Source organism: Pedobacter polysacchareus, assembly GCF_019802255.1.
GTDB classification, from domain to species: domain Bacteria; phylum Bacteroidota; class Bacteroidia; order Sphingobacteriales; family Sphingobacteriaceae; genus Pedobacter; species Pedobacter polysacchareus.
Genome location: NZ_JAHYSS010000006.1, coordinates 310,900 through 330,478 on the forward strand (window position 1 = coordinate 310,900; position 19,579 = coordinate 330,478).

12 protein-coding genes are annotated in these 19,579 nt (G+C 41.8%); 4 read left to right on the top strand and 8 right to left on the bottom strand.

The annotated features are described in order from the left end of the window. Nucleotides 1–31: 31 nt before the first annotated feature. The 8 genes from K7X70_RS18820 to K7X70_RS18855 all read right to left on the bottom strand — a co-directional run bounded on the left by K7X70_RS18820 (nt 32) and on the right by K7X70_RS18855 (nt 16,680). Nucleotides 32–937: a PorP/SprF family type IX secretion system membrane protein gene (locus K7X70_RS18820; protein WP_255607421.1), complete on the bottom strand. Its 906-nt coding sequence runs from the start codon at nt 935–937 to the stop codon at nt 32–34. Between the two features lie 16 nt (nt 938–953). Then, a complete protein-coding gene (locus tag K7X70_RS18825) occupies nt 954–1,715 on the bottom strand; it encodes a T9SS type B sorting domain-containing protein (protein WP_222538529.1) in 762 nt (253 codons plus the stop codon). Between the two features lie 34 nt (nt 1,716–1,749). Further along, nucleotides 1,750–3,186, bottom strand: a complete 1,437-nt coding sequence (locus K7X70_RS18830; protein ID WP_222538530.1) for a TlpA family protein disulfide reductase — start codon at nt 3,184–3,186, stop codon at nt 1,750–1,752. Between the two features lie 17 nt (nt 3,187–3,203). After that, nucleotides 3,204–6,386 carry a tail fiber domain-containing protein gene (locus K7X70_RS18835; RefSeq protein ID WP_222538531.1) on the bottom strand — a complete coding sequence of 1,061 codons (3,183 nt, stop codon included), beginning with the start codon at nt 6,384–6,386 and terminating at the stop codon, nt 3,204–3,206. Between the two features lie 43 nt (nt 6,387–6,429). Continuing rightward, nucleotides 6,430–11,391, bottom strand: coding sequence for a beta strand repeat-containing protein (locus K7X70_RS24490; protein WP_222538532.1), 4,962 nt, complete (start codon nt 11,389–11,391; stop codon nt 6,430–6,432). Nucleotides 11,392–12,045: 654 nt separating this feature from the next. Further along, nucleotides 12,046–14,244: an alpha-galactosidase gene (locus tag K7X70_RS18845; protein ID WP_222538533.1), complete on the bottom strand. Its 2,199-nt coding sequence runs from the start codon at nt 14,242–14,244 to the stop codon at nt 12,046–12,048. 137 nt (nt 14,245–14,381) lie between these two features. Further along, nucleotides 14,382–15,935 carry an alpha-L-fucosidase gene (locus K7X70_RS18850; protein ID WP_222538534.1) on the bottom strand — a complete coding sequence of 518 codons (1,554 nt, stop codon included), beginning with the start codon at nt 15,933–15,935 and terminating at the stop codon, nt 14,382–14,384. 130 nt (nt 15,936–16,065) lie between these two features. Then, nucleotides 16,066–16,680 carry a sterol desaturase family protein gene (locus K7X70_RS18855; RefSeq protein ID WP_222538535.1) on the bottom strand — a complete coding sequence of 205 codons (615 nt, stop codon included), beginning with the start codon at nt 16,678–16,680 and terminating at the stop codon, nt 16,066–16,068. A gap of 240 nt (nt 16,681–16,920) precedes the next feature. Here K7X70_RS18855 and K7X70_RS18860 point away from each other — a divergent pair, with 240 nt between their 5' ends. Genes K7X70_RS18860 through K7X70_RS18875 form a run of 4 tightly spaced genes read left to right on the top strand, consistent with a single transcriptional unit; the run spans nt 16,921 to nt 19,530 of the window. Beyond that, nucleotides 16,921–17,856: a ring-cleaving dioxygenase gene (locus K7X70_RS18860; protein WP_222538536.1), complete on the top strand. Its 936-nt coding sequence runs from the start codon at nt 16,921–16,923 to the stop codon at nt 17,854–17,856. Between the two features lies 1 nt (nt 17,857). Continuing rightward, nucleotides 17,858–18,493, top strand: a complete 636-nt coding sequence (locus tag K7X70_RS18865) for an alpha/beta hydrolase (RefSeq protein WP_222538537.1) — start codon at nt 17,858–17,860, stop codon at nt 18,491–18,493. A gap of 10 nt (nt 18,494–18,503) precedes the next feature. Next, on the top strand, nt 18,504–19,220 hold the full coding sequence (locus K7X70_RS18870; protein WP_222538538.1) for a pirin family protein: 717 nt from the start codon (nt 18,504–18,506) through the stop codon (nt 19,218–19,220). Between the two features lie 4 nt (nt 19,221–19,224). Further along, on the top strand, nt 19,225–19,530 hold the full coding sequence (locus K7X70_RS18875) for a hypothetical protein (protein WP_222538539.1): 306 nt from the start codon (nt 19,225–19,227) through the stop codon (nt 19,528–19,530). Nucleotides 19,531–19,579 lie beyond the last annotated feature (49 nt).

Here is a 19,579-nt window from a genome sequence, read left to right on the forward strand (position 1 = left end):
GAGCGCTAATTTGTATAAAATGAAGGCAGGTTTATTTTCCTTCGTTGAATAGTTTAATCTTGATATTGATTTCAAAATCACCACCTGTACGTTGGCGTTCTCCGGCCAGCTGACTGGTGTAATAACCTTGAATCACGTACCTGTCGTAGGCAACTCCAACACCAAAACTGGAACTCTTGTCGCTATGGTACATTCCTAAAAATGAAAGGATGTTGTTTTCCAGTTTCACATTGGTTCCGATGTCCCAGATGTTATCAATGTCTTTGGCGCCTCTGAAACTAATCTTTGGTTCAATGGAAACCACATCCAGACTAGTTCCGATTTTATAGGAAGCAGCTACAAAGTAAGTAGAGCCGTCTACCGTATTCTGATCATCCTTCTGCATGAATTTCTTTAGGTTGGGCAAGGCCCCTTGGAGGGTAAACCTTTCATTGGTAAAGGCAATTCCGAAATCACCATCTACAAATGCTTTGCGCTGATTGAAGTTCTGCGCGGAGATGTCATCAGGTGCAGCGATGATGTTGTTGTTGTCCAGCTTTTCTTTCATCATCCCCAGGGAGACACCGAAATGCAGGCTTCTATTGTCGCCGTTTAAGGATAAGTGATATGCATAAGTTCCCATCACACGGGTACGTCCGATCAGTCCAGCATTGTCGTTATAAACAGAAAGCCCCAATCCCACTTTTTCGTAGCGGTAATCACCGGTCAGCGACATGGTGACTGGTGATCCTGGAATGGATCTCCATTGGTTACGGTAACCTATATTTACATTTAGGCCTTCATTCATCCCTGCAAATGCAGGATTACTGAGGTATTGATTTTCATAATATTGGGCACCCAAAGGTCTGATCTGTGCCATGGCATTCTGCCCTGCTGCAAACAGTCCAATCATTATACTTCCACTAACTAAAATCCTCCGCACTATTAATTTCATCATGATCAATTTTATCTGATTATTTGTCTCTTACAATAGAAATAAATCCTGTTTTCTTACCTTTCCCAGAGTCTAAAGTCAGGATATAATAATAGGTGTCCTCTTGAAGCGGAATCCCATTAAACATCCCATCCCAGGAATTGTCATAGCCAAACATGGTAAATACGACCCTGCCCTCGCGGTCAAAAATCTTCAGCTCATTGTTAGGATAAAGCTGGATATTCTTCACCACCCAGGTATCGTTCTTGCCATCACCATTGGGGGTGATCATATTATTTCCTTCCAGATCCGTATAAGGTTTCGCTACCGAAGCAACCATACTCACCGCAGTAACGTCTGAAAGCAGGATCGCCTTGGCAAACAGCTGGCCAATATATCGCTGATCGGTATTGACTACACTTTCCGTTACCTGAATAAAATCTTTGGCATTGCTGCTGGTTATGGGCGCATAAGTCAGCACCAGGTCTTTAGCTTCATTGCCATTCAATTCGACATTCTCATAACTCATGGCCAGTTCCCCTTCAAAGTTGATCGGTTTACTAAACCTGTACATTCTTTGAATGCTGTTGTATTTTGGAAAAATCACCACCGAAGGCTGTTTACTGATGGTCAGGTTATTCAATTGCAAATCAGCAGTAGGCACCAGGGTTAACCCTTCCGTGCTGAATACCGTTCCATTTTGAATAAAAAGACTTTCCGAACTCACTTTTAACTGCGCCTTCAAGGCTACCGCTGGTAAAAGCAGGAAACTAAGGGCAAGTGATGCGATTATTTTCTTCATTATTTCTGTTTTAATCTCTTTTATACCGGGCTAATTATTTCATTTCTGCTTCCAGCTGGGCAACCGTTTCCGGCAAGCCTACAATCTTATTTGTTTTGGCTTCTACCAATACCATGGTTGGTGTAGAAAGCACAAAGTAGGCGGCTGCTTCCGGGCTTCTGATGCCCTGATCTGCTCTTTTATGTTTGAAGGAGCCCAGCTTTACCTTTGCCTTTTCCCAGGCTGGAATTTCCGTTTCTGTTTCATCCAGACTGATGGCAAACACGTCCATCATTTCCTTTTTTGAAGCATCCTGATACCAGGGATGCAGTTTTTCCATCAGCTCTTTGCAATGCTGGCAATCGGCCGACCAGAACAGCACCAGTTTATATTTGGCTTCTGTTTTAAAGTCGTGGAAAGGAACCGTTTTACCGGAGGCTAAACTCCAATTGAAGTTAGGCGCTACGGAACCTACAGTTAAGGTCTCCATCCCTTTCAATCGCTGCTCAATTGCTTTTCTTTTACTTGTCAGACATTGTGGATCATTCAGGTAAGGCTCCAGCATTTTAATACCGGCAGTCAGGTTGAAACTCTCAAAACCATTATAGAAATAATCTACCATCCATCCGTAAACCTGAGGGTTGCCCAATTTTGCTTTTTCAATGGCTCTTTTTCCGGCAAGGCTAAACAGGGAATCACGGAGCTCGATGGTTTTAGACATCGCGCCATAAATGTTCACATATTTGTTCATCCATTCCTTGAGCTCATTGGTTTGCAGGATCGCCGGATTCTTGAAATTCATGCCATCAAAATAATGGTCGATTGCACTGTTCATTCTGTCCATTTCTGTCCCATTCCAAACGATTGGCGGGATGTGCTGGAACACAAAAGTGTTGCTCACGAAAAGGTTTTTATATTGTTCGGTTTGTGCGGCTAACCATTTGTTGTAGACCTCACGCCTGCTGTCATATTCTGTGGTTCCCATCTGGAAAAACTTCGAGCTCGGCTGGTCATAGTTCATCAGGAAGTTTTGTAATAAACCCAGCTGTTCTCTCTTTTTAAAGTTCTCCATGCTGAATCTGGTCATCAGGGTATTTTCCCTTTCGTCCTTCTGGAAATAAGTGCTGTCTGGATTGGCCAGGGATTTTGGCTTTGCCCATAACTCCAGATTTTGATCACTAATAAAAATATGCTTTTCTGAAGGATAAGGGTTGCTGTTTTCCTGTTCCTGGAAATCAAAACGCAATACAAATTCAGCAGGCAGCAATGCTTTTGGAATGCTCAGTGTTGCCGTTTGTCCTTTGTTAATCGAAGGATGCTCTACCACGGTTTTAATGGAAGCACCGGTTAAGGAAAGCAGGCTGATCTTGCTTTTGGCTACCCCAGATAAATGTATTTTTAAACTGACATCCTGTGCCTGCACGGCAACAGACATCATACCCGTTAAGGCCGAAATCAGGATTACACTTTTAAATGGATTGATGGTCATCATTAAGCTTCAATTCTTTGTTATTTTAATCTTTTAAGGATCTGGTCAATCTGCTCCTGCTGTTTACTCATTTGCGCTTTCAGATCTTCAATCTCTTTTTGCTGTTCTTTTATGGCCTGGATCAGGATTCCTGTCAGCTGCGTATAGTCTACTTTTAGAAAACCATCTTTACCTGTAGTCACCATTTCAGGATATACTTTTTGCAATTCCTGCGCGATCACACCGATTTTTGGCCCTGCGGCATATTTGCGCTGGTCTTTATATTCGAACCTTACTCCTCTGATCTGATCGATCTTTTGAAGTGTGGAGCTTAGCGTTTCAATATGGTCTTTCAACCTGCGGTCGGAAGGGGTGTAAAAGTTGGCCTGGATCGTTAGGCTCTGTGCGAAAATGGCACTTCCATCCGTTTCAAAAGTGACCCCTTTTCCTGCCATACCATCAGCACTGATGGCGTTTCCAGCAAGGATCACATTGGTAGTTGCGGTATGGTTACCCAGGTTGTCTTTTCCAGCCGCAGCGGCAGTAATTAGTCCTGCATCCAGACTTTGCTTATTTACTGCATCTTGTGCATCAACTGGATCCGCAAGACCGGTTATTTTTAGACCAGCCATTGCCAATGGCGCCGTAGGCACACCGAATCCTGTTAAGGAAATGGCTGATTTGTCAATTTCTGAGGCTTTACCTGCAGTATTACCGATTAAGAAAAAGTCTTTCTTCAGCGCGATGGCATCAGCTGTAAATGATTTTGTATCCAGGTAGTTCTTGGTTACCGCATCTTGTGCATCGGCTGGATCCGCAAGGCCAGTTATTTTTACACCAGCCATTGCCAATGGCAAAGTAGGTACGCCAAATCCAGTTAAGGAAATGGCAGATTTATCAATTTCGGAAGCTTTACCTGCAGCATCACCAATAAAGAACTTCCCTACTGCTAAAGCAGGAAGACCTGTTCCTGCGGTTTTTGAATCCACATAGGCTTTTGTCGCCGCTTCCTGATCAGTTTCCGGATCAGCAAGGTTAACCAATTTAAAATTTGTGGTTCCATCTCCGAAAGAAATGTTTGCTTTTGGAAGCGCAAAATCACTCAGCGGAATGGCTGATTTCTTAATCGCTTCTGCCTTATTTACACTATTTCCAACCAGGATGTGATCTGTAGCTAAGGTCATCGTTGCAGGGTTGGCCACCTTAAGATCTACATAAGCTTTAGTTGCAGCATCCTGAGGTTGTTTCGGATCAGCCATAAAATTGATCTGAAACAAATTATCTGCATCCCCCATTTCAATATTTGCTATTGGCTTGGCAAATCCGCTTAGGGGAATTTGCACTTTAGGAATAGCTGTTGCTTTTCCTGTAGCACTTCCAACAAACATATTATCTTCAGGAAGGCTCAGCGCTGTTTCCGGAGCTTTGAAAAGACCATCTACATATTTCTTATTTACCCCGTCAGTTTCTATTTTAGGATCGGCAAGGTCAGTCAATACCACCCCACCAAAAGACACACTTGTTGTGGGTGCGGCAAACCCACTTAAAGGGATGGTATTTTTCAATACATCTCCTGCTTTGCCATTGGCATCACCTACGAAAAAGTTGCCTGCGGTTAAGTTTAAACTGGAACCTGAAATTTTCAGTTCATCCACATACTTTTTATTTACGGCATCCGACTCAGCCTCCGGTGCTTTCAGGTCAATAATTTTAAAACCAGCCATAGAAAGTTCCTTAGTGGGAACAGCAAATCCTGTGATGGAAATGGCGCTTTTTAGAATTGGGCTCGCCACGTTCAGGTCGCTACCAATTAAAAAGCTTCCTTTCGCCAAAGTAATTTTATTAAGATTGATGGCTCTGGTATCTACATAATTTTTAGTAGCTGCATCCTGTGGATCTATGGGTTCGCCAAGGTTGATGATTTTAAATTTGGCTCCTGTGTTTACTCCCATAGATACATTATCTATGGCTTTATCAAATCCAGAAATAGGGATCAGGTTTTTTGGAGTTGGGGTAGCCACATTTAAGGTACTTCCTACAAAAAAGTTATTGGATGGCAATACCAGGGTTGCCGGATCCGCGAACAGCGCATCCACATATCCTTTGGTTGCGGCATCACTCGCTACAGATGGGCCTTTTAGATTTTTGATCCCGAAATTACTGCTCCCATTCCCCATCTTGATATCTGCTATCGGGAAACCGAAACCACTCAATGGGATATTGGATTTATCCAGTTTTTCATTGATCACGGCTAAATTATTAATGGTCAGCTTACCCGCACTGTTTAGGGTTGCATCCCCAGATAAGGGCACAGAAACGGCTTCATTGGAAGCATTACCCACAAAAATATGACCTTCACTCAGTACATTGTCTATCGATACCCAGCTGATGCTATTGTAAACATACAGTTTATGATCAGTCTGGTTATAAAACAAGTCGCCTTCTTTTACCTTTGCCACCAATGGATCAGGGTTTGTATTGCCTGTAGGTGTAGATCCATTAGTGGAGATTTTAAACCATAAAACCCCATTGTAGATATAGGTGTTGTTATCGTCTTTATTGAAGAACATTTCTCCTGCTTTTGCAGGATTCGGAAACTCTGACTTAGTACCGCTGGCGATGACGCCACCCGCTAGAGTTACCCAGCCTTTTTCAGTAAAAGCATATAGTTTTTTGTCGGTTACGTTATAGAAAATATCACCGAACTTGGGATTTTTAGGAATCTCTGCATCGGTACCTGATTTAAAGGCACGTATATCCCTATCAATATCCTGGATAGCAGCATTCATTACGGCTATTTTTAAAGCCTCATTGACATTTTCAGGATCATGTGTCCCTATCGGATACCCATTGGATGTTGGTCGAAATAATGTTCCCGTACCATAAGCACTAGGATAAGTAGAGGACTCAAATACTGCTCCTCTCAAATAAGTAACGTCTACAATTAGTTTATCTCCGGCAATACTAACAATTTTATCAATTCTAAATGTCTGACCTGTATTATCAGCAATCATATCACCTGGTAATATATCCGAAACAGTATAAAGGTAATTTGGATCAGTAAAAGTTCCCTCAATGGTATAATTAGAACCGGGCGTAGCTGGTGTTTCTGATGCTCCACTAATATAAAACCTACCATTAAGTGGTGTTTGTGCTTTACTTGCTAAGCTTAAAAACAGAAGCACAGTCGTAGTTACCAGTACATAGAAATAATATCTTTTCATTATAGACTTTCCTTCATTTTAATTAATCAACAGCAATAATGGTTTAGAAACTTAATATTATAGTGTATGTCTTCATAATACTTGGAATATATTTCATGTTGATCGTGTTGTCTTTGATACTCTCCACTGATAAGAAAAACGCTTTTCCTGTAGCACCAATTGACCAATAATTTGCAGGAATACCAGATGTCCTGTCAATTGCAGTTACATTTGTTGGTCCCCAGAAATCATCCACATTATTATTGTTCATGTTGGCATCTTTGATATCAAAAAAGATCACTGGTGATGGATCACTTGTTGGTTTACCAAAAAGTGCATTGTCGATATTTAGCTTTACTGACAATAGTGTCACTCCAAGTGGGACTGTCACGATAAACTTACTCTGGATTCCAGCAATTGCACCTTCTGCCTGAGCGATGGTAATCCCATCACCGGTTGCTTTAACCATGGCATAAGGCAAGCCGCTAGGATGATAATGCTTAATTGCAACGGCAGCACCACCATTACCACCAGCAGCTGGAGTAGCCCAGACTGCGGCTGTTCCTGCTGCATTTACTGTTAAAACTTTGTCCTTGTCTCCCGCTGTAACGATCGGGTATGGTGTCAATTTACTTTTTTCAGCTGGCAACATTAAACCTGCCTCAGTTGTTGAACTTGCAGGAATCACGGCAGCGACATTACTTGTAGAACTATTGATAGTTCCATTTGTGGCACTCGGAGTATAAGTAAGATCCGTCTTAGTAGAAATTACTCCGGCTGCATCAATGGCAATTCCGGCTCCTGTTTTTACCCCACCCAGCGCAGCAGCTGTAGCTGCGGGTAAGGTATATGTAGCACCACCACCTGCTGCTGGTGTTACCCAGGTAGCATCACCCGAAGCATTAGCAGTAAGTACTTTGCCTGCATCAGCGGCAACAGGGCTTGTAATTTTATTTAATTTAACTTTATCAGTGGCTGGCATTAAACCAGCAGCTGTAGTCGTCGCACCGGTAATCGTAGCTCCAGCTCCTGCTGCAGTGCTGGACTGCAAGGTTCCATTGATCGCTCCTACCGTATACGTCAGGTCTGTTGGCACAGGTGTTCCCGGAATCGTAATGTTTGCAGAGCCATCAAAATTAACTCCATTGATGGTTCTTGGTGTACTTAGTTTGGTCGCTGTTGTCGCATTAAAACTACCAGTACCATCTCTTTTTACAATGGTATTTGCCGTACTTGCCGTAGTTGCGGCATTGGCAAGGTCTACCCCTGATTTAATATTTGCAGCAGTTGCTCCGCCAACAGTTGCAACCAAAGGAAGGTCTGCCGTTCCGGAAGCATGTGCTAAATCACCTGCCAATTTGAGGATACCTTTTGTAGTAGAAGTTGCTGGTGAACCACCTCCTACCTGAGCATCCACATAAGTTTTCACCGCTTTTGCAGTAGGGTACTTAACATCTGATCCAGCATCTGTGGTAATGCTAAGGGTTTTATTACTAACCTCCTCTTTATCATCAATGCCCAGCTCTGTTTTAAGCGCTGCAGGCGTCACCTGCCCTAAGGTGGTTGCGCCAGTTGCTTTGATATAATTTCCTGCAGTATATGAATTGATCCCAGTACCGCCATTTGCGACGCCTACAGTTCCTGTAACCGTAGTTGCCGAACTGGCATTTCCTAGCAGCTCCCCAACAATTTTCCCTGTTCCATCTCTTTTAACGATGGTATTTGCGGTAGCTGAGGTAGTTGCAGCATTCGCTGCATTTGCACCACTGGCTACCTGTGCAGCGGTTACTCCACTTACAAAAGCAACTTTAGGGGCTGCTGCAGTGCCATTTAAATCACCAGCCAATTGTACGATACCTTTTCCAGATAAGCTTGCATCTGGTGCACCTGCTGAAGTAGAGGCATCCACATAGGCTTTTACTGCTTTTACACTTGGATATTTCTGATCAGATAAAGCATCTGTGGTAATACTTAGACTTTTATTAGCGAGCAGTTCTTTATCATCTAGCAAGGCTTGAGTGGCAATACTGACCGGCTTATTGGCATCACTGGTATTGTTTACATTGTTTAAGCCAAGATCTGCAGCCGTTAAGGTTACATTTCCTGTCTTTGTATTTACGGATTGTACACCTGCACCTGGCGTAAGGATTTCTTTCCAGTTGTTCAAAGCACTTGCTGGAAGTGCTGCCAGCACAAAACTTTTAGATTCGCTGGTATTAATTACTGTACTTCCCACCTGGGCTCCTGAAATGGCCAGCATCTCTGCCTGTGTAGTCACTACATTTACTGAAGAGAAAGAAATTGCAGGGATCTGGCTGGAAGGAATTTTTCCATTGCCATCTAAGGTGGCTACACCTCCTGCTGTTGCTTTCTCAGCTCTGTCGATTTTATCCAGCAAAGCTGTTTTAGTCGCGTCACTAATGATTTTGTCCTTATCAGCAACGTTAGATACTTTATCCAGACCAAGGTCTAATTTTAACTGTGTTTTACTAATTTGTGCCAGTTTTGTTGGCGTTTCTGCAACCAGGAGTCCTCCTGTGGTATAAGTATCTAATCCTGTTCCACCTTTTGCAACTGGTAAAACAGTGATCAGAGGTTCTTTTAACAATAATCCAGGAACGGTAGGTGCTGCTGCAATACCTCCAAGATCTCCGGCCAGCTGTACCTTACCTAATAATACTGAGGTTGCATTTGGCACTCCTCCTGCTCCGATTACAGCAGCATTTACTTTATCTTCTACATAAGTACGTACGGCACTTTCTGAAGGATATTTATTAGGTGAGTTTGAAGCCAATGTTCCATCAGTCGTTTTATTAGCCACATCTTCTTTAGCATTAATACCCAGATCTGTTTTCACCTGATCAGGTGTTCTTTGCTGTAGCGTAGTTGCATCCAATGCATTGATATAATTTCCAGGTGTGTAAGAAACAATCCCGGTACCACCATTTGGCACCTGAACCACTCCGGTAACAGAGGTTGCAGAAGTCGCAGTGGAAGCATTCCCAATTAAATCACCAGTAACTTTCCCAACTACAATATTGCCATTGGCATCTCTCTTCACGATGGTTTCACCCAAATTGGCAGCAGTTGCTGCATTTGCAAGGTCTACCCCTTTTTTAATATCGGCCGCAGTTACGCCGCCAACCTTTAATACTTGCGGTGCATCAGCTGTACCACCAAGGTCATTAGAAAGCATCAACTGACCTTTTGCAGTTGTTGTTGCATCTACAATAGCACCTTTTGAGTCAATATAAGATTTAACTGCTTTTACCGATGGATACTTTATATCTGAAGCAGCATCTGTTAGAATAGAAGTGCTTTTGTTCGCTTTATCTTCTTTGGCGTCCAGTGCCGTTTGCGTTAATGTACTGATGGGTTTATCTATGTCACTTACGTTATCTACATTACCAAGGCCTAAATTTGTTTTTGCATCAGCGGCATTGGCTGCACCTGTACCACCATTTGCAATAGCTATTATTCCGGTCACATTTGTGGCGTTTCCCGGAATATTTCCAGTGACTTTACCACCGCTTACGGTTCCTATTTTAGCGTCAGTTACACTGCCATCTTTAATTTTATCGGACGTAATCGCATTGTCGGCAATAGACAGAGGTGTTGCATTTCCATCGCCGGTTAAGGTGGCGTCGTGCTTTACGGAAGTCATCCCACCGCCAGCAGCAGTGGTGATTTTTGCTTGTAGTTCTTCTAGTGCAGCCTGTACGTTGGTGGAGGTTACCCCTCCCCTTGGATCTACAGGTACAGTACTCGCTACTTGTTTTCCTCCCGAACCGCCATTTCCTAGTAAACCTTGTAAATCAACTTTACTATTTCTTGGTCCAGAAATCGAGATCACCGTACCTTCCAGGCTTAAACTTTGGTTTAAATCGGCTAAACTCACCGTATTACTACCTTTAATAGACAGGTTATATCCAGCATCGAAGCTCAGCATTGGTAATGCCCCACCTGCTACTAATTTATCGTCTACATATTTTTTAGTTGCTGCATCCTGATTATTAGTCGGATCTAACAAGTTTGTTAATTTAAAGCCGCCCATAGAAACATTCTTTGCCGCCGCGCCGAATCCACTTAAGGGGATATTCCTTTTGTCTAAATCAACGTTTGAAATGGAACCATCTGCAATCTTTATAGAAGTAACCGCATTATCCGCCAGGTCAAGGGTTAAATCTGTCAATACTGCTTCTCTTCCGTTGCCAATGGCAATAGTCCCAGATGATGTGACCGCTTTCCCCGTTCCAGGCAAAGAATTCCCCGGAGTTCCCGGGTCCCCTTTTTCTCCTTTAAGTCCCTGATCTCCTTTTAAACCTTGTGGACCAATTAATCCTTGAATTCCCTGAAGCCCCTGATCTCCTTTTAAACCTTGTGGACCAATTAATCCTTGAATTCCCTGAAGCCCTTGATCCCCTTTTAAACCTTGTTGACCAGTTAATCCTTGAATTCCCTGAAGCCCTTGATCCCCTTTTAAACCTTGTTGACCAGTTAATCCCTGATCACCTTTCAGTCCCTGATCACCCTTTAAACCTTGCTCCCCTTTATCGCCTTTATCCCCTTTTGGGCCGACTAATAAAATACCGTTATTTGGCCATGCTCCAGCTGTTTTTGGCCCATAAAGGCTGTTATTACCTAAATGAAGGTAAAAATCACCATTGGTACCAATCATTGGAGAAGGCGTTGAAGCACCACTTAAAATGGTATTTCCACTAGTTCCAGTTCCGCCGCCAGCACCTAATTCCGAATTATTTACCAATCGCTGCCATTGCCCATTATTGAAATAATAAAAGCCCGGAAGGGTATTGGTTTGGTAGATCAATAAACCATTGGCAGGATTATTGATCCCTTCACGTTGAATAAGGGTGAGTCTAGGAATAAGTAAACCTTTGGAAGTAGAGAGTACTTCAAGCTGCGCACTGGCATCCGGTACGTTAGTACCTATTCCTACCTGAGCTTTTGCACCAAATGCAAATAGCAACCCAATAAGCATGGCGTATTGCTTAACTGTTTTATTCATGAGATTACGGTATTGTTAATTTAGATCGTGATAGTATAGCTTTTACCCAAGACACCGATTTCCAGGTGAAGGGTCTGATTCAATTATAATTCTTAAGGATATCCCGAAATAATTGGCCACAAGTGTAGCAAAGTATGTTCTGGACCATGACTATTTTTGCAGCGTTTCAGTTCTTTTTTCTTTACTGGAAACATATTGAATACCATAATATTGAACAATAAGGCATTTGCTTTTTTGTACATATTGGAAGGTCAACATCTTACAAAAAACATCAATCCGGAAGCAAAGCTAATATAGATAAATGGAATATTATTGTAACTATAGTAAAATAATTGATGTAAACTGCAATATTTTTACCTAAAACACTGTATATCAACTGGTTTTAATTTTACCCATTTATGGGTATTGCAAAATTTATTGAACTAAAAAGAACAAAAGCCTCAATTATAGGATTATTATCTTGACTTTAGCTTATCAAACACCCTGCGTTTAGCAGGGCGTTTAGTCAACAGACGATTGTCGTAAGGAAGGTGTTTATATTTTAATTATCTTTTTTAACCGAAACACTTTTGTTTCGTGAGGCATAACAGCAACTTTCCATTTTTCTTAACTTTCAAATTGCTTTATCTTGCCATAAATCTCTTGTATCGAAATTTATTCGTTAATTTTTATCCAGGTATAACTTTCAGGCTTCATGATCACAGGAAACTTAATGTTATACTCCCGATCCAGCGTATATTTTTTAGGTGTTCCATTTTGAACCCTTAATGTCGCTGTGTTTTTTAATCCGGTATAGTACATTGGAATTTTAAGTTCTCTTTTGATTTCTTCTTTCAGCGGATTGTATAATAATATCATTCCCTTCGTTTTCAGCTTTGGATTCACATGCATCAATCCATCCCAATCCCTTCCATCAGCCCTTCGTAAATGGATGAGGTCCGAATTTAGAATTTCCCGGTTCTCTTTATACCAGCCTACTACCTTTTGCACCATTCTCTTGGTTTCTTCAGTATCATACAATCGAGGCCCGCGGTAGCAAGCCTGAATACCAGCACCATAATATTGTACCATCAATTGTTCGTAATCTTTTAAATGGTCTTTTAAAGGTTCCAAAACGGCTTCTGGTCCACCACCCTGGTATTTTGTAAGGGGTACAAATCCCCATACCATAGATGGAATTTCATCCCAGGTCCCATCAAAAATATTCTGACGGTTCAGGATCATCTGCTGTTCACGCGACAGGGAGAAATTCACTTCTCTGTAACCGATTCCAATTTTATTGGTGCCATCCATGAAATACCAATCTGGTGCATTCACATAAATCCCATTTTCATTACACCAGTGATACAGACTTTTTTGCAATTCCATCTGTTTCCACTGGGAATCTTCCAATCCTTCATGGCCAGGGTGACTCGTAGAGGCGCATACATCTCCCGGATAAGGACCATCATTTTCGAAGATATCGAATCCGGTTTTACTCATGAAGGTCTTTAACTTTTTCAGGTACCCTAATCCCCAGTTACTGCCAAAACAAGGTGCATTTCCAAAAAACGCACCTCCTGGCTGACCTGTTTTAGGATCAATTACATCGTCGGCATCGCTGATTTTACGTGAGCTAAATAAAGAATAGCTCCCGATGAACAAGCCTTTGCTATGGGCATAATCACTCAATGTTTTCCATTTATGAAGATTGGTACTGCTGGTATCTTCCATATTGCAATGGCTCCCGAAGCTCAGAATTAACGCTTCATAGCCTGTTGCCGCACATTGATCAATTGCAGTAAGTACCTCCTCGTCGTTTTTACTCACAAGGTGCATGAAAATCGGATTTGCGGTGGTCCAGGGCATGGTGCTACGGTACATTTTCCGAATAGCCAATCCTCTTCTTTCCCGGTCGTAACTGTCCAACAGCAATTCATTGGTACGGATCGACTGAAATGCGGTTCCTGCTTTCAGATCGATGCCTATATTCCTACTGGGATGTACTTCCAATAAACATGGAGTTTGATAGTCGTAATTAACCTGAGAGGTATATGATTTATCGACTTTCCAATGGGTACTTTGGTCGCTGATCGGGTAACGCATGGCATTGTTAAAAGCGAAATTGCTTTCCAGATAAATCCCTTGCGGCACCTTCATTCCCCGCGCCGTGGTATTGTCCAAAGTTGCTGCGCCGACCACGGCACTTTCTTCCTCCACTACCGCCAGAACTTCACTGACCACCTGGTCCAGCTGGATAGATTTCCCGGAATTATTCTTTATGTTAAGCCATTTGGTGATTAAAGGAAGGCCATCATAGATGGCATAATTCACTTGTACTTCGATATTTTTTAAAGCCGGCAGGTCTGATTGATAGCTGAAGGAAAGCACTTTCCCAGCTGCTTGTTTTTTATTCCCGGCCCACATTTGTGTTTTCCAGTTCAGGAAGGGTTTCAGTTCGGTAATCTGATGAGCAACATAATGAAAGCTGCTGTCTCCGGCCTTAAAATCATTGACCCAGGAAGGCAATAAATACGCATTTTCTTTTTGGCCATATAAACCACCAACATTGTAATTCCGACCATCAATAACCAAGCGCGCTTCTGGTTTTACAGCCCTGAGCAATTGCTGTCCGTTCATCAGATTGATGAAATCTACACAAGCTACATCAGGGCTGATCTTAAAAGTCCTTTTCAGCAGGCCATTGTCGAGCACCAATTCTTTTTTCTCAGGAACCGCATATATTTTAGCGGGGTAAGCAGCGTTATCCAGCAACCAATCTTTTTTGATCGTTTGCGCGTTTGACCCAACACCATTAAAAATTAAAAGCGAATACGCTGAAATTCTTAAGGCTGAAAAAATCAATCTTTTCATCTTCGGTTTAATTTGGTTATTTGTTTTTTAGATTTCCACCTTAGTTAAAGGTAAAAATCTGCAATCTATAAATCCATCTCAGCACCTGAAAACTCGAGGGGCTTTATCCTAGTTAACGCATCCTATTCCTTTACCCGCTATTTAGCAGCAGGACGAAGGTACAATCCGATTTCTGCAATCGCTGGTGTCAATCTGGAAGAAAGAATACGCAGCCTAACCTCATTAGCGGTCACTGCCGGAAAACGCAGTAAACGTTTATAGCCGATAGTCGTTCCTTCAACGATTTTCTTCCAGGTCTCCCCTTCTTTATATTCCAGTACAAAAGATTCAACACGCTGCCCGAGCTGCAAGTTTTCCTGTACCGCAAGTACGTCAAATTTCAGTGGTTTGTCCATTTTAAATTCCAGTACGTCAGGTGTGGATTTACCAATCATTTTCCAGTAAGAGCTATCTTTTCCATCAAATAAAAGAGCTGTTTTTTTCGGAGTACTGCCGCTTAACTTTGCATTCTTCAATAGATTATTGGCAAAGGTTTCATCAAGTTGTTTTTTGAAACCTTTTAGTGCATTTACATCACTTTCGTTGATCAACCCTTCTTTATCCGGTGGAATATTCAACAGCAATACGCCATTCCGGCCAACAGAGCTGTAATAAATGTCAATTAATTTATCAGGAGTTTTCACTTTATCATTTTCTGCCGGATGATGAAACCAACCTGGACGAATGGATACATCAATTTCTGCAGGGTACCAAACCAAGCTTTTCGCTTTTGCGATTTTCGCTCTGCCCCCCAGGTCATTGTCCATCATATCTCTTGGCGCAAATTCTGCTGCTTTCTGAGAATTATCAGCAATCACTTCAGTGCGCATCTGATCTGCCGGAACCACACTCCATTCCGTCTCTCTGCCATAACCGGTTTCTGTTCCTACCCACCTCACATCCGGGCCAGAAACGGCAATGGTTGCTTTTGGCTGTAATTTTCGGATCAGGTGATACCATCTATTATATTCATAAACCTGCTTTTTACCAGAAGGTCCTTCACCATTGGCCCCATCAAACCAGACTTCATCAATCTGACCATATTGAGTCAGCAATTCGGTTAATTGATTGATGAAATAATCGTTATAGGCCATGCTTCCGAAATACGGAGAATTGCGATCCCATGGGGAAAGATAAATGCCAAAACCGATGCCAAACTCTTTACAGGCAGCTGCCATTTCTTTCACAATATCACCCTCTCCGTTTTTCCAAGGGCTATTTTTCACAGAATGCTCCGTGTATTTACTTGGCCATAAACAGAAGCCATCATGGTGTTTAGCAGTTAAGATGACCTGTTTAAAACCGGCATCTTTACACACTTTTACCCATTGGCGGGTATCTAGTTTTTCAGGATTGAAAATCTTAGGATCTTCTGTTCCATCTCCCCATTCTTTATTGGTAAATGTGTTGATTCCAAAATGGATAAAAGCGGTCAGTTCGAGTTGCTGCCACCTTAGCTGCCTTGGGGAAGGCACTACATTGGCTGCTTTTCTGATGATATCAGCTTCTGTATCTGTTGGGCTGATCTTGACATAATTCTTATCCGTGAAAATTTGTGCAGTTCCTTTTTGCGGTAAACCGGCAAGGACCCCGCAAGCAAAGACTGCGGCAATCTGAGTCAGTACTTTAGTCCCTAAAACTTTTGTTCTCATGGTATGCGTTGATAAATTGTCTCACCGTTAAATCATATGGTAGGACAATTCAAAGAAAGCAGGAATTTGAGGTATAAAGTTTGGGTTAATTGTCAAAACGTTAAGCTTTTTTGGCAATTAAGATCCTTGATTACCTTTTGGTAAGTTCAGAACCAAACACTTTGTCCCAAATATCAGAAGTTACCCCATAACCTTTAGTTGCATCATCATAATGATGCAGCATATGGTGCTGTTTCAATTTTTTCCAGAAAGGATTAGTGAATTTAGCATGGTGCAGCATATAATGTGTCATATCATAGAACAGGTAGCCCATGATGAAACCCGCAAAGAAACCGTCCAGCATGTTTGCAGGAAATATCGCGCGGAAAAGAAAATAGAAAGCGGCAGCCAAAGGAATGCTGGCAGATGGCGGCATCACCAATCGCTGGGCATCATTCGGATAATCATGGTGTACCCCATGGAAAATAAAATGAATCCTTCTACCCCATTCGGATTTCGGATAGAAATGAAACACAAAACGATGTAATATATATTCTGTAAATGTCCAGATGAAAAGCCCTAATAACACATGACCTATTGCAGCAAGTATTGAATTAAGTACTACCGCTTGCCAGCAAAAATAAACAATAACAGGAACGTATACCAGCAGCGGCACAAAATATGGGATCTTCGATAAACTTTCTAAAAGCGGGCTCTTGAACATTCTGATAGATTCCGGAGAATTGGAGATAAAATTCTTTTTCATCGTATGGCAATTCATTTTTACAAGTTCCCAAACTTAGGGAGGAATCCTGAACATTCACCCCCTAATAGTCAGTTATGAAACTTTTATGACATTAATTAACCCTCAATAGCTGAATCCATTTTAGGTATGACTTATGTTTTCCTTTTCTTAAAGATAATCAAAAAATGTATTTCTTACGATATGGTAAGATCCAGGAAAATTCATACCCGTAAATTTGTATTGTAATTTAAGAATTGAGCTATGAAAAATGAAATTTTAGGTATCCACCACATTACTGCAATCGCAGGCAATGCAAAGAAAAATTATGATTTTTACACCCGCATATTAGGCTTGAGGCTGGTAAAAAAAACCGTCAATTTTGATGATCCAAACACGTACCATTTTTATTATGGTGATGAATATGGAACTCCAGGAAGTATTTTAACCTTCTTCCCATGGGAAGGCATTGGCGCTGGCCGTCGAGGAACCAGACAGGTGACTGAGATTGGGTATAGTGTTCCTGCAGGAAGTCTTGATTTCTGGCAAAAAAGATTAGAAGAGAACAATGTTATTTATAATAAACCTGCGGTAAAATTCGGAGAAAGGTATCTGACCTTTTTAGATCCTGATGGGTTAAAATTTGAATTAACAGAAGCGCAAAGTCCAGATAGCAGGCCGCAGTGGGAAACTAAAGAAGTGACGAAAGCACATGCGACGCATGGATTTCACCACATCACCATTACCAGCAATAAAATAGAAGCAACCGCAGCAATTCTGACCGGTGTTTTTGGCTACAGATTACTGACTAAAGAGGTGAACCGCTCCCGTTTTATTACGGATGCAGTGGAACATGCGGCTATTGTGGATTTAGTAGAAGCACCAGGTGAAGGGATTGGTCATGTGGCAGGTGGCTCTGTACACCATGTTGCCTTTAGGGTAAAAGACGAAGAAACACTGATGTATTTCAGAGATCAGATTGTAAAACTGGGTTTGAACATCACGGAGAAAATCGATCGTAATTACTTCTATTCATTATATTTCCGCGAACCAGGAGGTGTACTTTTTGAATTAGCGACCGACAATCCAGGATTCACTATTGATGAACCTTTGGAAGAGTTAGGCACGCATTTAAAATTGCCTGCACAATACGAAAGTAACCGTACCATCATTGAAGGTATTTTACCAAAATTAGATTAATATGTATATCCATCATAAAAATATCAGTACTGCCGGATTGCCTGTGGATTCGGCAGCAAAAGCGATCATCTTTTTGCATGGCCGAGGCGCGTCTGCAACAGACATCCTTTCCCTGAATCAACATTTACAAGTAAATGATGCCGCATTGTTTGCACCACAGGCTACAAACCATAGCTGGTATCCTTATAGTTTTATGGCTCCGGCTGCAGAAAATCAGCCGGCACTTGATTCCGCGCTATCAGTCGTCAAAGAATTAGTAGAAGAAATTGAGGCACAAGGGATTCCTCAAAACAAAATCTTCTTTGTAGGGTTTTCACAAGGAGCATGTCTGACTTTAGAATATGTGACTAGAAATGCAGGACGATACGGGGGTGTGGTGGCTTTTACAGGTGGATTAATTGGGGAACAGCTTGACTTATCTAATTATTCCGGAGATTTTGAACAAACGCCAATATTCATCAGCACTGGAGATCCGGATCAGCATGTACCTGTATCCAGGGTAAATGAGAGTAAAAAGATACTGGAAGAAATGAATGCACAGGTCACTGTCAGCATTTATCCAGGAAGAGTTCATACCATTAGTAAAGCAGAGTTGGAATTGGCCAGAACCTTGGTTTTTCAAATCACAAATAATTAAGATTATAATTATGGCACAGACCGTATTACATAAAGCAGACAGCCGCAGCACAGCAGACCATGGCTGGTTAAAGAGTTTTCAAACCTTCAGTTTTGGAGGATATTATAACCCGGAACGCATTCATTTTGGAGCGTTAAGGGTATTAAATGACGATAAAATTGATGGAGGCACCGGATTTGGGGAGCATCCTCACGACAATATGGAGATCATTTCCATAGTATTGGAAGGTGGCTTGAAACATGAAGACAGCATGCACAATGTGGCCATTATTGAGCCAGGGGAGATTCAGGTGATGAGTGCCGGAACAGGCATTTACCATCAGGAATATAATAAGGAAGAAAATGTGCCTGCCAAATTCTTACAGATCTGGCTGTTTCCAAATCAAAGGAATGTAACACCTAGATATCAGCAGGAACGTTACGACACCACTTTATTGCCAAACCAGTTTATTCAGATTTTATCTCCTGATAAAAACGATGCGGGCGTATGGATTTATCAGGATGCCTGGTTTCATCTGGGAAAATTTGATGCTGGATTAAAAACCGACTATACTTTGAAACGTAAAGAGAACGGAGTGTATGTTTTTGTGATTAAGGGATCGATCCAGGTAAACGGACAGGATTTGGCAGAACGTGATGGTTTGGGAATCTGGGAGGTTGACAAACTGGACATCAATATATTAACAGATGCGGAAGTACTCTTAATGGAAGTACCCATGAATTATTAAGTCCATGAAAAAGAAAGAAATATTGGTGATGTGCTGTCACAAGGAAATTTTAGCCACCTTAATCCGACTGATTGAAAAATCCGGAGAATTTGCAGTTGCCGGTGCGGCAACTGCAGCAGAAGCACTGAACAGCTTTCGTTCCCGGGCTTTTGACCTCGTATTAATGGGTGCTGGCCTGGCTCCGGAAGCGGAGCAGGAACTGGAAAGAGAATTAAAAAAAATAAGACCAGAAACCCCTGTGGTATACCACTTTGGAGGCGGAAGCGGCTTACTTTTCACAGAGATCAAACAAGGTCTGGATCAGACCTAATGTTTTTTTATTGTTTTATATTGATGTTTAGCATCTTTAAATGGTCGAT